This window comes from Jutongia hominis, assembly GCF_014384965.1.
In the GTDB taxonomy this organism is placed as follows: Bacteria; Bacillota; Clostridia; order Lachnospirales; family Lachnospiraceae; genus Butyribacter; species Butyribacter hominis.
The window spans coordinates 165,579-187,237 of record NZ_JACRSW010000031.1 but is presented as its reverse complement, the minus strand read 5'-3'; the positions used below and the strand labels follow the sequence as shown (position 1 = coordinate 187,237).

15 protein-coding genes and 1 tRNA gene are annotated in these 21,659 nt (G+C 39.7%); 14 read left to right on the top strand and 2 right to left on the bottom strand.

Annotation, left to right across the window (positions count from 1 at the left end; genetic code table 11):
* Positions 1-13: 13 nt before the first annotated feature.
* From prfB to fucO, 7 genes are all read left to right on the top strand, one after another.
* A protein-coding gene (prfB, locus tag H8700_RS08850; RefSeq protein ID WP_249305193.1) for a peptide chain release factor 2 occupies positions 14-1,118 on the top strand; the annotation gives its coding sequence in 2 pieces (ribosomal slippage) (positions 14-88 and positions 90-1,118; 1,104 coding nt in all).
* A 36-nt stretch (positions 1,119-1,154) separates the two neighbouring features.
* Positions 1,155-2,366, top strand: a complete 1,212-nt coding sequence (locus H8700_RS08845) for a homoserine dehydrogenase (RefSeq protein ID WP_022141636.1) — start codon at positions 1,155-1,157, stop codon at positions 2,364-2,366.
* 33 nt (positions 2,367-2,399) lie between these two features.
* On the top strand, positions 2,400-3,602 hold the full coding sequence (locus H8700_RS08840; protein WP_249305190.1) for a cofactor-independent phosphoglycerate mutase: 1,203 nt from the start codon (positions 2,400-2,402) through the stop codon (positions 3,600-3,602).
* 17 nt (positions 3,603-3,619) lie between these two features.
* Positions 3,620-4,831 carry an aspartate kinase gene (locus H8700_RS08835; protein ID WP_022141638.1) on the top strand — a complete coding sequence of 404 codons (1,212 nt, stop codon included), beginning with the start codon at positions 3,620-3,622 and terminating at the stop codon, positions 4,829-4,831.
* Between the two features lie 220 nt (positions 4,832-5,051).
* A complete protein-coding gene (locus H8700_RS08830; protein WP_249305188.1) occupies positions 5,052-7,367 on the top strand; it encodes a Tex family protein in 2,316 nt (771 codons plus the stop codon).
* A gap of 128 nt (positions 7,368-7,495) precedes the next feature.
* Positions 7,496-9,418 carry an aryl-sulfate sulfotransferase gene (locus tag H8700_RS08825; protein ID WP_249305186.1) on the top strand — a complete coding sequence of 641 codons (1,923 nt, stop codon included), beginning with the start codon at positions 7,496-7,498 and terminating at the stop codon, positions 9,416-9,418.
* A 298-nt stretch (positions 9,419-9,716) separates the two neighbouring features.
* Positions 9,717-10,865, top strand: a complete 1,149-nt coding sequence (gene fucO / locus H8700_RS08820) for a lactaldehyde reductase (RefSeq protein ID WP_249305184.1) — start codon at positions 9,717-9,719, stop codon at positions 10,863-10,865.
* 148 nt (positions 10,866-11,013) lie between these two features.
* Here fucO and H8700_RS08815 read toward each other — a convergent pair whose 3' ends face one another.
* Both H8700_RS08815 and H8700_RS08810 read right to left on the bottom strand, forming a co-directional pair.
* Positions 11,014-11,664: a potassium channel family protein gene (locus H8700_RS08815; RefSeq protein WP_249305182.1), complete on the bottom strand. Its 651-nt coding sequence runs from the start codon at positions 11,662-11,664 to the stop codon at positions 11,014-11,016.
* Positions 11,665-11,768: 104 nt separating this feature from the next.
* Positions 11,769-13,136, bottom strand: a complete 1,368-nt coding sequence (locus H8700_RS08810; RefSeq protein WP_249305180.1) for a TrkH family potassium uptake protein — start codon at positions 13,134-13,136, stop codon at positions 11,769-11,771.
* Positions 13,137-13,447: 311 nt separating this feature from the next.
* Between H8700_RS08810 and H8700_RS08805 the strand changes: the two genes are divergently transcribed.
* The 7 genes from H8700_RS08805 (at position 13,448) to H8700_RS08775 (ending at position 21,609) form a co-directional block, all read left to right on the top strand.
* Positions 13,448-13,521, top strand: a tRNA-Arg gene (locus H8700_RS08805).
* A 318-nt stretch (positions 13,522-13,839) separates the two neighbouring features.
* Positions 13,840-14,778, top strand: a complete 939-nt coding sequence (locus H8700_RS08800) for an ROK family glucokinase (RefSeq protein WP_249305178.1) — start codon at positions 13,840-13,842, stop codon at positions 14,776-14,778.
* A gap of 38 nt (positions 14,779-14,816) precedes the next feature.
* The gene (gene murB, locus H8700_RS08795; protein ID WP_249305176.1) at positions 14,817-15,812 is read left to right on the top strand and encodes a UDP-N-acetylmuramate dehydrogenase; all 996 of its coding nucleotides are present in this window, start codon (positions 14,817-14,819) and stop codon (positions 15,810-15,812) included.
* Positions 15,813-15,828: 16 nt separating this feature from the next.
* Entirely contained in the window at positions 15,829-16,704 is an 876-nt protein-coding gene (rapZ, locus tag H8700_RS08790; RefSeq protein ID WP_249305219.1) for an RNase adapter RapZ, read from the top strand.
* Positions 16,705-16,706: 2 nt separating this feature from the next.
* On the top strand, positions 16,707-17,675 hold the full coding sequence (gene whiA / locus H8700_RS08785) for a DNA-binding protein WhiA (protein WP_249305175.1): 969 nt from the start codon (positions 16,707-16,709) through the stop codon (positions 17,673-17,675).
* A gap of 42 nt (positions 17,676-17,717) precedes the next feature.
* On the top strand, positions 17,718-17,978 hold the full coding sequence (locus H8700_RS08780) for an HPr family phosphocarrier protein (RefSeq protein ID WP_022141648.1): 261 nt from the start codon (positions 17,718-17,720) through the stop codon (positions 17,976-17,978).
* A gap of 166 nt (positions 17,979-18,144) precedes the next feature.
* Positions 18,145-21,609, top strand: coding sequence for a DNA polymerase III subunit alpha (locus H8700_RS08775; protein WP_249305173.1), 3,465 nt, complete (start codon positions 18,145-18,147; stop codon positions 21,607-21,609).
* Positions 21,610-21,659 lie beyond the last annotated feature (50 nt).

Below are 21,659 nucleotides of genomic sequence, written 5' to 3'. Positions count from 1 at the left end.
AAGAGGTGAGTTGATGGTAGAATTTGATAACATGAAGATGGAATTATCAAATTACGAACAGCCACTGCTTGAAATGGGGAACTCACTTTGACCTTGCTAATAAAAAAGACAGGGTTGAAGAATTAGAGAAAACAATGGAAGAACCGGGTTTTTGGGATAATCCGGACCATTCGACAGCAGTAGTACAAGAATGTAAGAAACTAAAGACAACAATAGAACGATACGAAACTTTGTGTAACGACAGAGAAGATATGCTTACATTGATCGAGATCGGTGAAGAAGAAGGCGACACGGATATCGTATCAGAAGTAGCAGAATCACTTGAAGAATTTAAGCAGCAATTCGAAGAGCTTCGTATAGAGACTTTGCTAAGTGGAGAATATGATAAGAATAATGCGATTCTGACGTTACATGCAGGAGCCGGCGGAACAGAGAGTTGTGACTGGGCATCAATGCTTTGCCGTATGTACCAAAGATGGGCAGAAAAAAAAGGATTTCAGGTAGAAATGCTTGATTTTCTGGATGGTGATGAAGCCGGTTACAAATCTGTCACTTTGCAGATATCCGGCCTGAATGTATATGGCTATTTAAAGTCAGAACATGGTGTACATCGTCTGGTGCGTATTTCACCATTTAATGCAGCAGGAAAACGTCAGACATCCTTTGTATCGTGTGATGTTATGCCCGATATTGAAGAAGATCTGGATGTAGAGATCAATGATGACGATATCCGTATTGACACCTATCGTTCCAGCGGTGCAGGCGGACAGCATATCAATAAGACTTCATCGGCTATCCGAATCACACATTTCCCTACAGGAATTGTCGTACAATGTCAGAATGAGCGTTCACAGCATATGAACAAAGACAAAGCAATGCAGATGTTAAAAGCAAAACTTTTTATACTCAAACAGCAGGAACAGATCGATAAAGCAAATGGCATTCGTGGCGAGTCAAAGGAAATTGGCTGGGGAAGCCAGATCCGCTCGTATGTTATGCAGCCGTATACGATGGTAAAAGATCATCGTACGAATGCAGAAGTCGGAAATGTACAGAATGTTTTAGATGGTAATATTGATCCGTTTATCAATGCATATTTAGCATGGATCACAAAATAAAAATACAAGACTGCCAGGCAGAAAAAGGAGGAAAACATGATTAACGTTAGTGTATTAGGCTATGGTACCGTTGGTTCCGGTGTAGTAGAGATTTTAAAGGAAAATGCAGATCTTATTACAAAGAGAGCCGGCGAAGAGATCAGAGTAAAATCTGTCCTTGACCTAAGAGATTTTCCGGGAGATCCGGTTCAGGATATGATTGTCCATGATTTTGAAGAGATCAAAAATGATCCGGACGTACAGATTGTTGTTGAAACAATGGGTGGCGTTCATCCTGCCTATGAATTTGTAAAGGCATCTTTAGAAAGCGGCAAAAGTGTCAGCACATCGAATAAAGCACTTGTTGCGGCATATGGACCTGAATTGTTAGAGATCGCTCAGGAGCACAATGTTAATTTCCTGTTTGAAGCAAGTGTCGGTGGCGGTATTCCGATCATCCGTCCGTTAAAGATCTCGCTCGCGCCGGATGAGATCCTTGAAATTTCAGGTATCTTAAATGGTACAACAAACTATATTCTGACAGAGATGACCAATAACGGATCTGCATTTGATACCGTATTAAAGGATGCACAGGACAAAGGTTATGCAGAAAAAGATCCGACAGCGGATGTAGAAGGATATGATGCGTGTCGTAAGATTGCGATCCTTACTTCTTTAGCATATGGCAAACAGCTTGATTTTGAAGATATTTATACAGAGGGTATTACAAAGATCACAGACCGGGATATCTGCTATGCAAAAAAGATCGGTGCTAAAGTCAAAATCTTTGGTTCCAGCAAAAAAGTAGGAGACAAAGTCTCTGCTATGGTTGCTCCGAAGCTGATCACATCAGAACATCCGTTATATAGTGTAGATGGTGTGTTTAATGCAATTTTAGTAAAAGGAAATATGGTTGGCGATGTTATGTTCTATGGTCAGGGTGCCGGAAAGCTTGCTACAGCAAGTGCAGTAGTATCAGATGTGATCGATGAAGCAAAGCATGTCAATGTCAACATGAGAACATTATGGGATCATGAAAAACTAGCATTAATGCCAATGGATGAAGTAAAGTCTAAATTTTTTGTCCGTGTAAAAGGTACAAAAGATGAGGTACAAGAGCAGGCAGCTAAATTATTTGGTAAGATTACAGCTGTTGATGCGGGATTTGATGATGAATTTGGTTTTGTGACAGAAGAGATCACAGAAGCTGTTTATGAACAGGCAGCAAAAGAAATGGAGATTATCAATAAGATTCGTTTTGATGCATAGATTCATAGTATATTCGGAAAGAAGGACGAAAAGATGAAGTATATTGTAGTGTTAGGTGATGGCATGGCAGATGAACCGATTGCCGAGATCGGAGGAAAGACGCCTCTTGCATATGCAAAGACACCAACGATGGATGTTCTTGCTAAGAGATCAGAGATTGGATTGGCTCATACGATCCCGGAAGGAATGAAACCGGGCAGTGATACAGCAAACTTAGCTGTATTGGGATATGATCCAAAAAAATATTATACAGGACGTTCTCCGCTGGAAGCATTAAGTATCGGTGTTCCAATGAAAGATACCGATATTGCGATCCGTTGTAATATCGTAACGGTATCGGATGATGATCTTCCTTATGAAGAAAAGACGATCATTGATCATAGTTCAAGCGAGATATCAACAAAAGATGCTGCTGTTTTAATGGAAGCGATCCAGAAAGAAATGAATGATGAAATCTATCAGCATTATGTAGGAACAAGCTATCGTCACCTGACGATTTGGGATAAGGGTGAAGTTGTAGAACTGACACCGCCGCATGATGTCCTCGGCAAAAAGATTGGACAATATCTTCCACAGGATGCAAAACTTCGTGAAATGATGAAACGCAGTTATGATATCTTAAACAATCATCCACTGAATGTAGAGCGTGCGAAAAAAGGCTTGAATAAAGCTAATTCGATCTGGTTCTGGGGAGCCGGTACAAAACCGATCTTAGATTCCTTTGAAGGAAAATTCCATAAAAAGGGTGCAATGATCTCTGCGGTTGATCTTTTAAAAGGCATTGCAGTAGGTGCCGAAATGACCAATATTGATGTTGAGGGTGCTGACGGCACTCTTGAGACAAACTGGGAAGGCAAAGCAGATGCAGCGGTCAAAGCTCTTTTAGAAGATGGATTTGATTTTGTATATATTCATATGGAAGCACCGGATGAAATGGGACACCAGGGAAGTTTAGAGCGTAAGATCAAAGCAATCGAATATGTGGATAACAGAGTGCTTTCTACTGTTGTAGAGAAAATGGAACAGTCCGGTGAAGATTTCCGTATTCTTGTAATGCCGGATCATCCGACTCCGATCGCCTGCCGTACCCATACTTCAGATCCTGTGCCATATATGTTATATGATAGCAGGGTAGACAAAAAGTTTGACGGTTTGTATAATGAAGCAGATGCCAAGAAGAGTGGCGTTGTAGTGGAACAGGGATACACATTGATGAGTAAACTATTAGAAAAGTAAATAGATAGGAGGATACTATGTTAGTAGTAAAGAAGTTTGGTGGCACATCGGTTGCCAACAAAGAAAGAATCTTTAATGTAGCAAAACGTTGTATTGAAGATTATAAAAAAGGAAATCAGGTTGTCGTTGTACTTTCTGCTATGGGTAAGCAGACAGATGTACTTTTGGATATGGCAAAAGACATCAATCCGAAGGCTTCCCGTCGTGAATTAGATATGCTTTTGACAACAGGTGAGCAGACATCCGTTGCTTTGATGGCAATGGCAATGGATTCTCTTGGAGTGCCGGCGGTATCATTGAATGCTTTTCAGGTAGCAATGCATACAACAGCAGATTATGGTAATGCCAGACTCAAAAAGATTGATACAGAAAGGATCAAATTTGAGTTAGACAATCGTCGTATTGTTGTGATCACAGGATTCCAGGGAATCAGCAAATATGATGATCTTACCACATTAGGCCGTGGTGGTTCTGATACAACAGCAGTTGCATTGGCAGCGGCTCTTCATGCAGATGCCTGTGAGATCTATACCGATGTAGATGGTGTCTTTACCGCAGATCCCCGTGTAGTATCAAATGCACGTAAATTAGATGAGATCACTTATGATGAGATGCTTGAGTTGGCAAGCCTTGGTGCGGGCGTTTTGCATAATCGTTCCGTAGAAATGGCTAAAAAATACGGAGTACAGTTAGTAGTACGTTCAAGTTTAAATACGACAGAAGGAACAGTTGTAAAGGAGGAAAGTAAAATGGAGAAAATGTTAGTTAGTGGAGTTGCCACAGATAAAAATGTTGCACAGATCGCAGTAGAAGGTCTTGAGAATAAACCGGGCGTTGCCTTTAAGCTGTTCCAGCATCTTGCAAATCATCAGGTTAATGTAGATATGATCTTACAGTCTGTAGAACATGGCGGAACACAGGATATCTGTTTTACCGTAACAGAGGACATGTCTGATGTAGCAATGGAAACATTAAAGCGTCATGCAGATACAAGTTTAAAGTGTGAAAAGATGGCAATCGTAAAAGATGTAGCAAAAGTATCTGTAGTAGGTGCCGGTATGATGTCAAATCCGGGTGTTGCTGCAAAGATGTTTGAAGCTCTTTATGATGCAGGTGTAAATATCAGACAGATCTCTACTTCAGAGATCCGTGTTACGGTATTGATCGATCAGAAGTACACAGAAGTAGCAGCACAGGCTGTACATGATGCATTTGCATTGGAGAAATAAGAAAAAGATAGATCAATAGATGCACATGCAGGTATGTGTTGTGCATGGATTTTGATATTTCAGATCAAATTCAGATCAGGCTGTCGCGAAAAAATAATATATCGTAAACAGGAAGGCAGTTACATTTGTTAGCTGCCTTCCTGCCATATTGGGTGATTTTTGGTTTCGACAGATAGGACAGGAATAGTTTGTGAAAGATTGTTTGGAAATGGAGAGGCATATGGATATTTTAAAGAAGATTGCGCAGGAATTAGATATAAAATTATGGCAGGTAGAAGCTACCGTAAAGCTGATTGATGAAGGCAATACAATCCCTTTTATCGCACGTTACCGTAAAGAAGCACATGGTTCCTTAAATGATGAACAACTTCGTAATCTGCACGAACGTCTGGTGTATCTTCGTAATCTCGAAGAAAAGAAAGCACAGGTACTTGCAAGCATTGAAGAGCAGGGCAAGCTGACAGACGAATTAAAAGAAAAGATTACAAAAGCAGAAACACAAGTTGTAGTAGACGATCTGTATCGTCCGTATCGTCCAAAGAGGAGAACCAGAGCAACGATCGCCAAAGAAAAAGGACTTGACGGACTGGCTGCATACATCTTGGAACAGGAATGCTCTACACCGGTAGAAGATGAAGCGGAAAAATATATTTCCGAGGAAAAAGAAGTAGAAAATGCCAAAGATGCGATCAATGGTGCAAAAGATATCATTGCAGAAGAAATTTCTGATAATGCAGAATATCGTATGTATATCCGTAAACTGACTTTTGAAGAAGGAAAACTGCTTTCTGGTGCCAAAGATGAAAAAGCACAGTCTGTCTATGAAATGTACTATGATTATCAGGAAGAGATCAATAAAGTGGCAGGACATCGTGTGCTTGCTCTGAATCGCGGTGAGAAAGAAAAATTCCTTGTAGTAAAGATGGAAGCACCGGAAGAACGCATTTTACAATATTTAAAGAAAAATGTTGTAACCAAGGAAAATGAATATACAGAACCGCTCTTAGCAGAAGCGTTAGAAGACAGTTACAAGCGTCTGATCGCACCGGCAATCGAGAGGGAGATCCGTAATGAATTGACAGAAAAAGCAGAAGATGGAGCGATCAAAGTTTTTGGTAAGAACTTAGAACAGCTTTTGATGCAGCCACCGATCGCAGGCAAAAATGTACTTGGATGGGATCCGGCATTCCGTACCGGATGTAAACTGGCTGTCGTTGATGCAACCGGCAAAGTGCTTGACACTACGGTCATTTTTCCGACAGCACCACAGAATAAGGTTGAAGAGTCTAAAAAAGTAGTCAAACAGCTTATTGCAAAATATGATATCGGTCTGATCTCGGTAGGAAACGGTACGGCTTCCAGAGAATCCGAGCAGATCATTGCACAGATGCTAAAAGAGATTGACAAACCGGTACAATATATTATTACAAATGAGGCAGGAGCTTCTGTCTATTCGGCAAGTAAACTCGCTACAGAGGAATTTCCGAATTTTGATGTAGGACAAAGAAGTGCGGTATCCATTGCAAGACGTTTGCAAGATCCGTTAGCGGAATTAGTAAAGATTGATCCGCAGTCGATCGGTGTCGGTCAGTATCAGCATGATATGAACCAGAAGAAACTTTCAGAGACCTTATCGGGTGTGGTAGAAGACTGTGTAAATAAAGTCGGTGTTGACTTAAATACAGCTTCTGCTTCTTTATTAGAATATATTTCGGGCATATCAAAAGCGATCGCAAAAAATATTGTCGTATTTCGTGAAGAAAACGGTAAGTTTAAGAATCGCAGGCAGCTTTTAAAAGTACCCAAGCTTGGACCAAAAGCCTTTGAACAATGTGCCGGTTTCATGAGAATCTTAGACGGAGACAATGCACTCGATGCAACCAGTGTACATCCGGAGTCTTATGACGCAGCCAATGCATTGCTTGATAAGCTTGGCATGACAATGGATGATGTAAAGAAGATGCAAAGCGAGGCAAAAAAGAAGACAACGACGAAAAAAACTGTAAAAAAAGAAAAGAAGAAAGAATTCAAAGCAGTCAATACAAATACGGCATTCGGTGCTGCATTTGCAAAAGCTTTTGGAAACAAAGAACTTTCCTTTGAGCAGGCAGCAGACACCGGGGATGAGGCAAAAGCTTCTTTAGGTATTATGAAGAAAGTCAAAGATAAAAAGAAAATGGCAGCAGAACTTGGCGTTGGTGAGATCACATTGACGGATATCTTAAAAGAATTAGAAAAGCCGGCAAGAGATCCGCGTGAAGAAATGCCAAAACCGATTCTTCGTACCGATGTATTAGAGATGAAAGACCTCAAAGAAGGTATGATCTTAAAGGGAACAGTGCGTAATGTTATTGATTTTGGTGCATTTGTGGATATCGGAGTGCATCAGGACGGGCTGGTTCATATTTCACAGTTATCGGATAAGAAATTTGTCAAGCATCCGCTTGAAGTTGTCAGCGTAGGCGATGTGGTCGATGTAAAAGTAATGAGTGTCGATCTGCAAAAACAAAGAATTCAGCTTACAATGAAATTATAAAAAATGCAAGATTCATAAAGAAGAGCCTGGTATAACAAAATAACAGATACCAATGCTTTCAAAAAAAGAAACAGACAAGAGTACAAAGCAAGCAAAAAGGAGGCATGTACAAAAGTACATGAAAATATATGGGATTATTTGGAAAATGGTTTGTAGATGTAAAAAGAGGTACCAAAGTAACCTATAGCGAAAGCGATCTTCGTAAATTAGACCGTACTTATGAAAAGGAAGTTTTTCCAAGTGGAAGAAGAAAGATCATGTCACCACTGCGAAAGGCACCGCAGCAGGCATATTTAACACAGATTAGAGACTATGCGTTTGAAAAGATATTAGACGGCCATATGTATACATTTGCACATTTGCTGGTTGTACCGAATCCGTATGATTTAGTCAAACAGTCGGCATTGATCCTGTTTAATTCTTCGAAACTGACGAAGGTACGTTATCGTGTGCTTGGTGATACACCTGAAGCTGATTTTGTCGGTGAAACAGAATATACCAGACGACACCGTGTGCCGGTTATGGGGCTGTATCTTGAACGAAGCAATAAAGTGGAATTAGAGATGATCGACGAGAAAGGTAATGTGATCAAAAGGAGAATGCTGCGTATCTATGTATCGGAAACACCCAAAAAGATCATTGATGTTGTTGGTGAAGCAAAATATGAAGATGCAACCCATTTCCCGTTTATATTAGTAAATGGTGTATCTTTTAATCCGTTGGTCGTTGATTGCAACAGCGCAATCCGTTATTCTTTACAGCTTCGAACAAACAGTATCGGTATGATTCCCTTGGAAAATGGACACTTCCTGTATGAAGACCGTACCGCAAACCGCATGAATGTGAAAGGACAGATTGTTCCATGCCGTTATCATGAGATGGATTATATGGGCAGGGTATATCGTACGTTTTTGCTGGATTTTCCGATTATGGGTGCGGTTGCACAGAAAGGCAATTCGCTTTATCTTGTTACTTCTTCGGATGAAAAGCATATTGCAGATAAGATCATTGAACTCGATATCAATAGTGGAAGTATTTTAAAAGAATGCAACCTCTGTGATGTGATCGGAGACAAATATCGTGATTGTGAAAACTGGGCAAATATATCACATCTTTGCTGTCAGAAGGGATCATTACTGATTACATTGAAACGATTACACACAATTCTGAAAATGGATTGGAAGAGTAGAAAAATCCGGTGGATACTTGCACCAAAAGAGGTCTGGGAAGGAACCGAGTTGGAAAACTATTGTCTGAAAGGAAATGTAGATGCAGAAGAAATCTGCCGCAGACCGGACTCTGTTACAGTGATCACAAAGAATGTTGCACAGCAGAAAGAAAAGATCCTGATATTTGAAGAGCACAGCATGGGTGAGGTCAAATTGCAGGAAAAAGACAGTGAAAATTCCGGTATAGCATTGATTGAAATTGATGATCAGACAAAGAAATTTCAGACTTTATGTGTGCATGATTGTGTTAAGAACCAGCGTTCCGGCAGTGCGTTATATTCTGATGATCAGGAACGTATTCTTGCCTGTGCAGGCTGCATGAAAAAGCGTGTTAAAGGTAAGAAATCAAAATTAGTAGAGATTGACAGTACCAATGGTGAAGTAAAAAGAGAATTGTATTTTGCTAAGTTATTTAACAAGGTATGGCAGTTTAAGCCGGATATCAAACAGTTTAGTGAGCCGGTTGCTGTAACGGAAAATGTTATTTTTGGCAGATTATCTGCTCCTGCAGAATTTCATGGAACACTTCCGCCACTTTCGGATAAACCGGTCGGACGTGAGAATTTCAGCAGTGCTTATCTTTGTGAAAATATTTTCCTGAGTTATATTATGCCAAGCCATGTGGACCGTATTTATTTTGTCGGTGAGAATCACACGTTTGTGCAGGATTACTCGAATATGATCTCAGGCAAGATCAAATTCCCGTTTGCTGTTGCATTAGAAGATCTGCCAAAAGATGAATATTATATTTATGTGGAACGCAACGGCATGGTTCACAAATTAAAGAACGAGATCCGGGTGGTTGATGAAGTGTTACATTAAAAAGCAGCTTTGATGCAGATAAAGTCAATGCTGCCGATAATGTGTTATATGAAAAAAGTTTTGGCGAAGATAAGGTCAACGTTGCTGATATTGTGTTGGATCAGTGTATTATATGTAAATTTTGCATAAAAAAGCAATCAATATTATTGGAAAATTGGTAATATTGCATTGCTTTTTTTCCGTTCTGATGTATAATAGAGATAGTGACAGTACCTATCTGTTGAATGTTTTCTGAAAAAAGACAGAAAGTATCCGGCAGATAGCAAAGATAAAGTAAAGAAAGAGAGGTTTTTTGACGATGGTAAACAGATTTATTTTGAACGAAACTTCATATCATGGAGCGGGAGCGATTGCAAGTATTGCTGATGAAGCAAAAGGAAGAGGATTTAAGAAAGCATTTGTATGTTCCGATCCCGATCTTGTAAAGTTTGGTGTAACACAAAAGGTACTTGACGTGTTAGAAAAGAACGGACTTGCATATGAATTGTATTCTAACATTAAACCAAATCCAACGATTGAAAATGTTCAGACCGGTGTAGAGGCATTCAAAAAAGCAGAGACAGATTATCTGATCGCAATTGGTGGTGGATCTTCTATGGATACAGCAAAAGCAATCGGTATCATTATTAATAACCCTGATTTTGCAGATGTCCGCAGCTTAGAAGGAGTTGCTGATACAAAGAATAAAGCAGTTCCGATCTTTGCTGTTCCTACAACAGCAGGTACAGCAGCAGAAGTAACGATCAACTATGTTATTACAGATGCTGAGAAGAACAGAAAGATGGTTTGTGTTGATCCACATGACATTCCTGTTGTAGCATTTATTGATTCTGAAATGATGTCATCTATGCCAAAAGGACTGACAGCAGCAACCGGTATGGACGCATTGACACATGCGATCGAAGGTTATATTACAGCAGGTGCATGGGAATTATCAGACATGTTCCATTTAAAAGCAATTGAGATTATTTCAAAATCATTAAGAGGTGCTGTTGCCAATACACCGGAAGGTCGTGAAGGCATGGCTCTTGGCCAGTATGTAGCCGGCATGGGATTTTCTAATGTAGGGCTTGGTATTGTTCATTCTATGGCACATCCTCTCGGTGCTTTATATGATACTCCACACGGTGTAGCAAATGCGATCATTCTTCCAACTGTTATGGAATATAATGCAGAAGCTACAGGAGAGAAATATCGTGATATTGCAAAGGCAATGGGCGTAGAAGGAACAGAGAACATGACACAGGAAGAATATCGTAAGGCAGCAGTAGATGCTGTTAAGAAGCTTTCTGAGGATGTTGGAATTCCAAAAGATTTAAAAGAGATCGTAAAAGAAGAAGATATTCCGTTCCTTGCACAGTCTGCTTATGATGATGCTTGCAGACCGGGCAATCCAAAAGAGACAAGTGTGGAAGATATCACAGAATTATATAAGAGCCTGATCTAATCAGGATATCACAGAAGTACTACTTCTTTGTAGGTATTTCCGTCAGCATCAACATGACGGAAATACCTGCTATGAAAGAATATATTTTCTTTAGCCAACATAAGAACAGCCATTCAAAAGGTATTTGCTTTTTGAATGGCTGTTTGTATTATCCGTTAATAACTTTTTGGATATCTTTTTGATTGACGATGATCAAAAGTGTGATATCTGCTTCTAATGCATGATCCGGGTTGGGATTGACAAGAATCTCGCCATGAGAGCGAATTGCCACAACATTGATATTTTCTTTTTGTCGTAGGTTTAATTCGCGCAGTGTCTGTCCAATCCATTCAGGGCGTATCGTAATTTCAATCATACGTATCGTATCCGATAATTCTACAAAATCTAAAATGTTGCCGGTTAAGAGCTGTCTGGCAGCCCGGATACCGGATTCATGTTCCGGTATCACAACTTTATCAGCACCGACTTTATATAAGATCTTTGTATGAATTGTATCTTTTGCCTTTGCAAAGATATAAGGTACTCCGGCATCTTTGCAAAAGATGGTTGCCATAATACTGGCATCAAGACTTTGTGTGATCGCGACCACGGCGGCATCCATATTTGAGATACCTAATGTCTGCATACTTTCTGTATCGCATGCATCAGCGATCACGCTGCAGGTTACAATGTCAGAAAGTTCGTTGACACGTTCTTTATTATTGTCAACAGCAAGTACATCAGCACCGGCATTGGTAAGTTCTAAAGCAATGCTTTTACCATATTGGCCAAGACCGAATACTACAATTGATTTTTTCATAAGTGCCTCCTATTCTAAATGCAATTAATAAATCAAATTTATAACCATGTCATCCTAAAAAAACAGAACAATATCAGTGTTGGTAATTTATAGGCATATTGCTTTTAACCAACTGTAACATCTTCATGCGGATACGCTATTAAAGAACGTTTGGTATTGTTATTAAAAAGGATGGCCAGTGATAATGGACCAATTCGTCCAAGATACATACAGATTATGATAATGGTTTTTCCGATCAGATGCAAGTGAGGGGTAAAGTCACGGGAAAGACCGACAGTAGCGATCGCACTTGTTACCTCATAGGCAATATCCATCAAAGAGCCTGTTTCAAAACAGGACATTGTAATGATGGCAACACCTAGTACCAAAAAGCTGACTAAAGTGACAGCAATTGCTTTTTGGTGTGTTTTATGTGGAATTGTTTTGTGAAAGACGGTAACATGATTCTGTCCTTTTACGATCATTATGGTATTTAAGACCAAAAGAGCGAAAGTTGTTGTTTTGATTCCTCCAGCTGTACCGATTGATGAACCGCCGATAAACATCAAAAACATACAGATCAAAGCAGTATGAGGACGCAGACTGCTTTGCGATATAGTCAGAAATCCTGCGGTTCTGGTAGTGACGGACTGGAAAAGAGAAGCTAATATTTTATGGTAGAAGTCCAAGTTTCCGATTGTTGCGGTATTATCATATTCAAACAGCAGAATCAGTAACATTCCGCCAAAAAGTAATATAAAAGTTGTAATCAATACAAGTTTAGTGTGAACACGGAGTTTCTTTACAATAAAAGAAAAAGTTTTTTCCTTTTTCATCAGATTTTTAAAAGCATCTAACAGATCCCACCAGACAATAAAGCCGATTCCGCCGGAAATGATTAAAAACATTGTTACAACATTCATCCATGTATTAGTCAGATAATTACTAAGACTGTTATTGCCAAGCAGATCGATCCCGGCGTTACAAAAAGCTGATACTGAGTGGAAAATGGAATACCAGATACCACGAAGGAGACCATATTTTGGAATGAAAAGAAACGTATATCCGAGTGCTCCGATTCCTTCTATGATAAATGTACCGCAAAAGATCTTGCGTAAAAAAGCAACCAGACCGCTTAAGGTATTCAGATTTAAGGCATCTTCTAAAAGAATACGGTCATGTAAGGTAATGCGTCGGCCTATCACCATCATAATACCGGTTGTAAAAGAGATAATGCCAAGACCACCAAGCTGGATCAGAAGCAGGATGACTACTTTTCCAAAAGCACTCCAATGCAAATAAGTGGGAACAACAACAAGACCGGTTACGCAGATCGAAGTTGTTGCGGTAAAAAGAGAGTCAATCAATGGCGTAACCCTGCCATCGGCAGAAGATACCGGAAGCATTAAAAGGGCAGTGCCGATCAGTATAGCAACAAAAAAGCCCAAAGCAATGATCTGGGTGGTGGATAAACTTTTTTTTATTGATTTCATATAAAGCCTCATTTCTACTAAATTATGTGTTGTAAAAATATAAAACTATATCTTATTTCAAATTTCAGACTATACCCGAATCTATTCGTATGTATCGAGTGTATGTTAGTACCTATAGTGTATCATAAGATGGAAAAATGATACACCATTTATTTGTTTTTATAATAAATATATGTTTAGTATATTTTTTGAAAAAGGTATTTTTTGAAAAAGGTTTGAAAAAAATTAAAAAAAGGCTTGCATTTTAAAAATATGTGTGTTATTATTCTATTCGTTCGGTGCTTACGAAAAGCATTTGAAAAATAAAATATGTGCGCGTAGCTCAGCTGGATAGAGCGTCTGACTACGGATCAGAAGGTCGGGAGTTCGAATCTTCTCGCGCACGCTGAAGAACCTGTCAATTATTTGACAGGTTTTTTGTTGCATTTTTTGATGGAATCGGAAAATGCCTGTACAGTAAAGGAATACAAACAAGAAGCAGATATCATCATATCCTGCAGATAAAGATGTACCGGAAAAGTGTTTGTGACAGCTTTTTTTGTGTCATAGAAAAGTGTTTGTGACAGCCTTTTTTGTTGAAAAGCAATAGTGGATATGATAAAATATAAAGTAATTGGCGTTAAAAGACGGGAATAATTTCCAGTCCGGAAAAACACATATATAGAATAGTTTGTGACAGATTATAAGAGAGAGAGGAATTTTCATGGAAAAGAGATGTTTTGGTGTAGATATTGGTGGCACAACAGTTAAAATGGGACTTTTTACGGTTGATGGAAAAGTAACAGACAAATGGGAGATTCCGACGAGAAAAGAAGAAAATGGAAAATATATTTTAGAAGATATTGCAAAATCCGTTAAGGAAAGAATGCAAAGAGATACATTAACATTAGAAGATATTGCAGGACTTGGTATTGGTGTTCCGGGACCGGTCAAAGAAGATGGAACCGTATTAAAATGCGCAAATTTAGGATGGGGCGTTTTTAATGTGGCGGATACTGTAAGAGAACTAACCGGAATAGAAAATGTTAAAGTGGGAAATGATGCTAATGTTGCCGCTTTGGGTGAAATGTGGCAGGGCGGCGGTAAAGGTTATAATAATCTGGTGATGGTCACACTGGGAACCGGTGTTGGCGGCGGTGTCATTCTGGGCGGTAAGATCTTAACCGGAAGCAATGGTGCTGGTGGCGAGATCGGTCATATTCGTGTGAATTATGAGGAAAAGGATGTCTGCGGCTGTGGAAAGACAGGATGCTTAGAGCAATATGCATCCGCTACCGGAGTGGTCAGACTTGCTAAGAAAGCATTAGAAAAAAAGGAAAAGAAAACAACATTAGTTGCGGATGATCTTTCTGCTAAAGCTGTTTTTGGCGCTGCCAAAGCAGGTGATGAACTTGCAATGGATATTGTTGAAAAATTTGGTTTTTATCTTGGAATGGCTTTAGCACATATTTCACAGGTGATCGATCCAGAAGTTTTTGTCATTGGCGGAGGCGTTGCACGTGCCGGTCAGATCATTATTGATGAAGTCAGCAAAAACTATGAAGAAAATGTTATGTTTGCTTTAAAGAACAAAGCATTTAAAATGGCAGAGCTTGGCAATGATGCCGGTATTTATGGCAGTGCAAGAATGGTGTTGGATTAATAACGCAAAGAACAGCCTGATGGAAAGGATGTGATTGAATGTCTGATTTAGATGAGATTAAAAGAATAGCCGGAGAGGAAAATGTACTTTGTGAAGAACCATTGTCAAAACACACGACATTTCATATTGGTGGAAATGCAAAGATTTTTGTGATGCCTCAATATATAGAAGATCTTGTTGCTTTATTGGATTACGTTAGAAGGCAGAATCTTCGTTACTTTGTAATGGGAAACGGAAGTAATCTGTTAGCATATGATACCGGATATGACGGCATTGTGATCGCAACGCATATGGCTGGAAAAACGGTGAAAGAAAAAGCAGATAAGACAGCACTGGATACGTTACAGATCTTAATGCCGGGCGATTTGAACCGTAAAAAGATTCTGGCGGAAGAACAGACGGAGACAGAAGGTAAGACCATTATCTTTGCCGGAAGCGGGATCATGCTTTCTAACATGGCAGCAAAAGCTGCAAAAGCCGGATTGACAGGATTTGAGTTTGCCGGAGGCATTCCGGGAACACTCGGAGGAGCTGTTGTGATGAATGCCGGTGCGTATGGTGGAGAGATTAAGGATTCCATTTTAGGAGCCATGACATTGACAAAAGATGGCAAAACCGAATATCTGACAAAAGAGGAATTAGAACTCGGATATCGAAGCAGCCGTATACAAAAAGAAGAACGGATTGTATTATGGGCATTGTTTGCTTTTGCAAAGGGAGACACCCAAAAGATTGAAGAAACGATGCGCGATCTGAATCAGCGGAGACGTGAAAAACAGCCATTGCAATATGGAAGTGCCGGCAGTACATTTAAAAGACCGGAAGGATATTTTGCCGGCAAATTGATAGAAGATGCCGGATTAAAAGGATATCGTGTCGGTGATGTGATGGTATCGGATAAGCATTGCGGTTTTGTTGTCAATGTAGGCGAAGGAACATATGATGAAGCACGTCAGGTAATTGAACATGTGCAAAAAACAGTAGAAGAAAAGTTTCATGTATCGTTGGAGTTGGAAGTAAAAATGATACAATAGAAAGGCGGTTGTTATGATACGTTTTGTGATCGTTACGGGAATGTCCGGTGCAGGGAGAGGTTCTGCTCTTCGGATATTAGAAGATATGGGATATTTTTGTATTGATAATCTTCCTGTTTTGCTGATCCCTAAATTAACAAAAGTATTTATGGCAGAGAGAAAAACGATCGACAGAGTTGCATTGGGAATCGATATCCGTAATCAGGAAGGACTTTCGGCATTGGATGATATTTTAGAAGCCATGAAGGAAGCCGGATATCATTATGAGATCCTTTTTTTGGATGCGGACAGCAATGTTTTGATCAAGCGATATAAAGAAACAAGGCGTAACCATCCGCTTGCGTTACAGGGAAGAGTGGATAAAGCAATTGAAGCAGAGAGAAAAGAACTTGCACCGATTCGAAAAAAAGCCGATTACATTCTGGATACCAGTCATATGTTGGTACGGGAATTAAAACAGGAGATTGATAAGATTTTTTTAGAAAAGACAGTATATGAAAACTTCTTTGTAACGATCCTGTCTTTTGGATTTAAATATGGAATACCGGAAGATTCGGATCTGGTATTTGATGTTCGTTTTCTTCCAAATCCATATTATGTTCCGGAACTAAAACCACTGACCGGTAATGATAGTGAAGTATATGAATATGTGATGACAACAGAACCGGCTATGGTCTTTTTAAAGCAACTTTTTCAGATGATCCGTTTTTTGATTCCGAATTACATTTTAGAAGGCAAAAACCAGATCGTGATCAGCATTGGCTGTACCGGTGGAAAACATCGTTCGGTATCAATGGCAAATGCTTTAGCGAAGAAGATGAAAGACATGCCGTATGGACTGAAAGTAGAACATCGTGATATTGAAAAGGATGCCATTCGTAAAGGAGGGTGAGTATGTCTTTTTCACGAAAAGTAAAAGAAGAGCTGGTTTCACAGACAGGCAATGGAAGACATTGTCTGATTGCTGAATTTGCCGCTATTTTTGCATTAACAGGCAAGATCAGAAAGGACAGATATGGTGATATTTATCTGGAAATCAGGACAGAAAACTTGACAGTTGCCCGAAAATCTTATATCTTAATAGGGTATGCATTTTGTGTAAAAGCAGATATCCGGGTGCAAAATCATAATATCCGGGCAAACAGTACAAATTATTGCTTGATTATTAAGGGGAACCGGGATGTTTTGATGGTATTAAAAGCGATCAAAGTGATCGATGATACCGGTAAGCTATGGGGAGCTTATGATAAAGTGCATCAGCTTTTGGTTCAGAATACATGTTGTAAAAGAGCCTATTTACGGGGAGCATTTTTAGTAGCCGGTTCAATCACGAATCCGCAAAAAGCATATCATTTGGAAATTGCAACCGCGTCAGAAGAATATGCACGTTCGCTGCAAAAACTGATGCAGTCGTTTTCTATGGATGCTAAGATTGTTTTGCGTAAGAAATATTTTGTGCTTTACATAAAAGAAGGAACACAGATTGTAGACTTTTTGAATGTGATTGAAGCACATATTGCTCTTATGGATTTTGAAAATGTCAGAATTTTAAAGGAAGTAAGAAATTCTGTAAATCGTCAGGTGAATTGCGAGACGGCAAACATCAATAAAACGGTGACTGCTGCAGCCAAGCAGATTGAAGATATACAGTATTTACAGGAGCATATGGGGTTTAGCCAATTAGCAGATGGATTGAAAGAGATTGCCGAGTTAAGGCTGGAATATCCTGATTCCTCTTTAGTGGAGTTAGGCAAAATGCTTTCGAAGCCGATTGGTAAATCGGGAGTCAATCATCGCTTGCGAAAGATTAGTGAATTTGCAGAACAGTTAAGAGAAAAGAATGGTTTCGTGGCTGCAAAATGATACATTATGACTTATCGCTTATCAGAAGGAGGAAAAATAAGCATGATTACTAAGAAGATCAAAATTCAGATTCAAAATGGTTTAGAGGCTAGACCGGTTGCTGTACTTGTTCAGGTAGCAAGTCAGTTTAACAGCAGCATATATGTAGAAAGTGGAGCAAAGAAAGTAAATGCCAAGAGTATTATGGGGATGATGGCATTAGGACTGGACGCAGGAGAGGAAGTTGTCGTATCGGCTGAAGGCGATGATGAGACAAGTGCAATGGAAGACATTGAGAAATTCCTGAGTGCAGCAGAAGCATAAAGAAAAAGAAATGTTAGAAGCCATGTGAGAGTATTCACATGGCTTTTTTAGGAAATAGAAAACTGCTCGTACAGTAGTGGTACACCAACAAGAATTGCAATAGCAATTCTTGTAGTGCAGCGTGCTGACGATGCACTTTTAGAAGTGGCATTTTAGGAGGAGTAAGATGAGTTTTTCACATTTGCATGTGCATACAGAGTATTCTTTGCTAGATGGTTCCTGCAAGATCAAAGAACTTGTGCAAAGGGCTAAAGATCTCGGAATGAAAAATCTGGCGATCACAGATCATGGAAATATGTATGGTGTGATTGATTTTTATCGTGCGGCACATGAAGCAGGAATCAATCCGGTCATAGGATGCGAAGTTTATGTGACATCCGGTTCGCGTCACGACAAAGAGCTTATCAAGGGAGAAGACCGGTATAATCATCTGGTACTGTTAGCAGAAAATGATCTTGGCTATCATAATCTGATGAAGATTGTTTCGATTGGTTTTACGGAAGGTTTTTATTACAAACCCCGTGTCGATTATGAAGTGCTTGAAAAATATCATGAAGGGATCATTGCATTAAGTGCCTGTCTTGCGGGTATTGTTGCTTCTAATCTGCGCAGAGGTCTGTATGATCAGGCAAAAAAGGAAGCACTGCGTTTGCAAAAGATCTTTGGAAAAGATAACTTCTTTTTGGAATTGCAGGATCATGGAATTGCCGACCAGCAGACGGTAAATACCGGACTTTTGAAAATGAGCGAAGAAACAGGGATTGAGCTTGTGGCAACAAACGATGTGCATTATATTATGGCAGAGGATGCAGAAGCACATGACATCCTGCTTTGTATCCAGACGAAAAAGCTTGTAACTGATGAAGACCGTATGCGCTATGACGGAGGACAGTATTATTTAAAATCCGAAGAAGAGATGCGAAAGCTTTTTCCTTATGCACAGCAGGCCATTGATAATACTCAAAAAGTGGCAGACCGTTGTCATGTAGAGATCGAATTCGGCAATTACAAACTGCCACAGTTTGATGTGCCGGATGGGTATACCGCATGGGAATATTTACAAAAACTTTGTAAAGAAGGTTTGCAAAAAAGATATGGTACGCAGGCAAAACAGCATGAAGAACGTTTAGAGGAAGAATTAGCGGTCATTCACAAAATGGGATTTGTCGATTACTTCCTGATCGTATGGGATTTTATTCGTTATGCAAGGGAAAACGGGATCAGTGTCGGACCGGGACGAGGTTCGGCAGCCGGAAGTATTGTATCGTATTCACTGGGTATTACGAATATTGATCCGATCCGTTATAATCTGTTGTTTGAACGTTTCCTGAATCCGGAACGTGTGACGATGCCCGATATTGATATTGACTTCTGTTATGAAAACCGTCCGCGCGTGATTGATTATGTGATGGAAAAATACGGAAAAGATCATGTGGTACAGATCGTCACATTTGGTACGATGGCGGCAAGAGGTGTGATCCGTGATGTCGGAAGAGTGTTAGATCTTCCGTACAATTATGTGGATTCAATCGCAAAAGCAGTACCGATGGAACTTGGTATTACGATCGAGAAAGCCTTACAGCATAATCCTGAATTTAAAAATATCTATCAGACAGATGAACAGGCAAGAAACTTGATCGATATGTCCAAACGATTAGAAGGACTGCCACGTCATACGTCAATGCATGCGGCGGGTGTGCTGATCAGTCCTAAGCCGGTCGATGAATATGTGCCATTGTCGAAGGCAGCAGACGGTACGATCACAACGCAGTATACAATGACAACGCTAGAAGAACTTGGTCTTTTGAAGATGGACTTTTTAGGACTTCGTACATTGACTGTGATCCAGAATGCAGCAAAGATGGCAGGATTAAAAGATGATACATTAATGGATATTGACTTTGATGATCAAAATGTCTATGAGATGATCGGAGCAGGAAAGACCGAAGGTGTGTTCCAGTTAGAAAGTGCCGGCATGACACAGTTTATGACAGAGTTGAAACCGGAGAACATGGAAGATATCATTGCCGGAATTTCTCTATATCGTCCGGGACCAATGGATTACATCCCGCAATACATCAAAGGTAAGAACAATCGTGACAGTGTTACATATGACTGCCCACAGTTAGAGCCGATCCTTGAACCGACTTATGGCTGTATTGTCTATCAGGAGCAGGTTATGCAGATCGTGCGTAATCTTGCCGGATACAGCTTTGGACGAAGTGATCTGGTACGTCGTGCGATGGCAAAGAAAAAAGCCGCAGTCATGGCAGCAGAACGTAAGAATTTCGTCTATGGTAATGAAGAAGAAGGCGTAAAAGGCTGTATTGCCAATGGAATATCAGAAGAAATTGCCAATAAGATCTATGATGATATGACAGAATTTGCAAAGTATGCGTTTAACAAGTCACATGCGGCTGCATATGCTGTGGTTTCTTACCAAACGGCATATTTGAAATATTATTATCCGGTTGCCTTTATGGCAGCTTTGATGACATCTGTTAAAGATAACACCGCAAAAGTGTTAGAATACGCGATGAGCTGCCGAAAAATGGGGATTGAGATCTTAGGACCGGATGTCAATGAAGGAATGTCTGCATTTTCGGCAGCAGACGGAAAGATTCGTTTTGGTCTTTCAGCGATCAAAGGTGTCGGAGACGGTGTGATCGAATCTATTATTCAGGAAAGAACACAAAACGGACCATTTACATCAATGGAAGATTTTATGAAACGTCTGTCATCGAAAGAAGTCAACCGTCACACAATTGAAAACTTTATCAAATCAGGTGCGTTTGACAGTATGGATGGTACAAGAAAGCAGAAATTTTATGTCTATGAATCAATGCTTGAGCATGTCAACCGTGAAAAGAAAGACAATCTTGCCGGACAGCTTTCGTTGTTTGACATGGGAGATGAAGAGTTAGATCAGGCGGACCGCATTACGTTTCCCGATGTAGGAGAATGGGATAAAGAAGAGTTTCTGATGTATGAAAAAGAAGTTTTAGGAATTTATATCAGTGGTCATCCGCTCGAAGAATATGTGTCTCTTATGGAGAAGAACTGTACCAGAAATTCACTGGATTTCCAGCCGTCTGCTGAAAACGAAGAAATGATGGCGGCTGTTGACGATGGTGAAAAGGTAGTTGTCGGAGGAATGATAATTTCCAAAAGTGTCAAAACTACAAGACAGAATACGATGATGGCATTTCTGACAGTTGAAGATCTGTATGGAAACATAGAAGTAGTCGTATTCCCAAGAGATTATGAGAAAAACAAACCGTATCTCGAAGTTGACAGCAAAGTTTTTGTCAAAGGAAGAGCACAGGTAGAGGAAGGAAGAGGCGGAAAACTTTTATGCCGGCAGATCATACCATTTGAAAAAATTCCATGTGAATTATGGATCCGTTTTCCGGATATCGCATCATTTCAGGAGAAGGAAAAAGAGCTGTACCAAAAGATACTGCCTTTTGATGGTGCAGATACCGTATGTATTTATGCAGAAAAAGAAAAGCAGGTTAAAAAACTGGCAAGAAGCTACAGTATAGATGCACGCAGGATCTTACAGGAAAATGTATTAAAAGAATTCGGTGAGAATGCTTTAGCAATTCGTGAAAAGAGTATTGAAAAATGATCTTAATTAGCGTAAAATTTATAAATAGATTAAGGCACAAAAGGAGGACA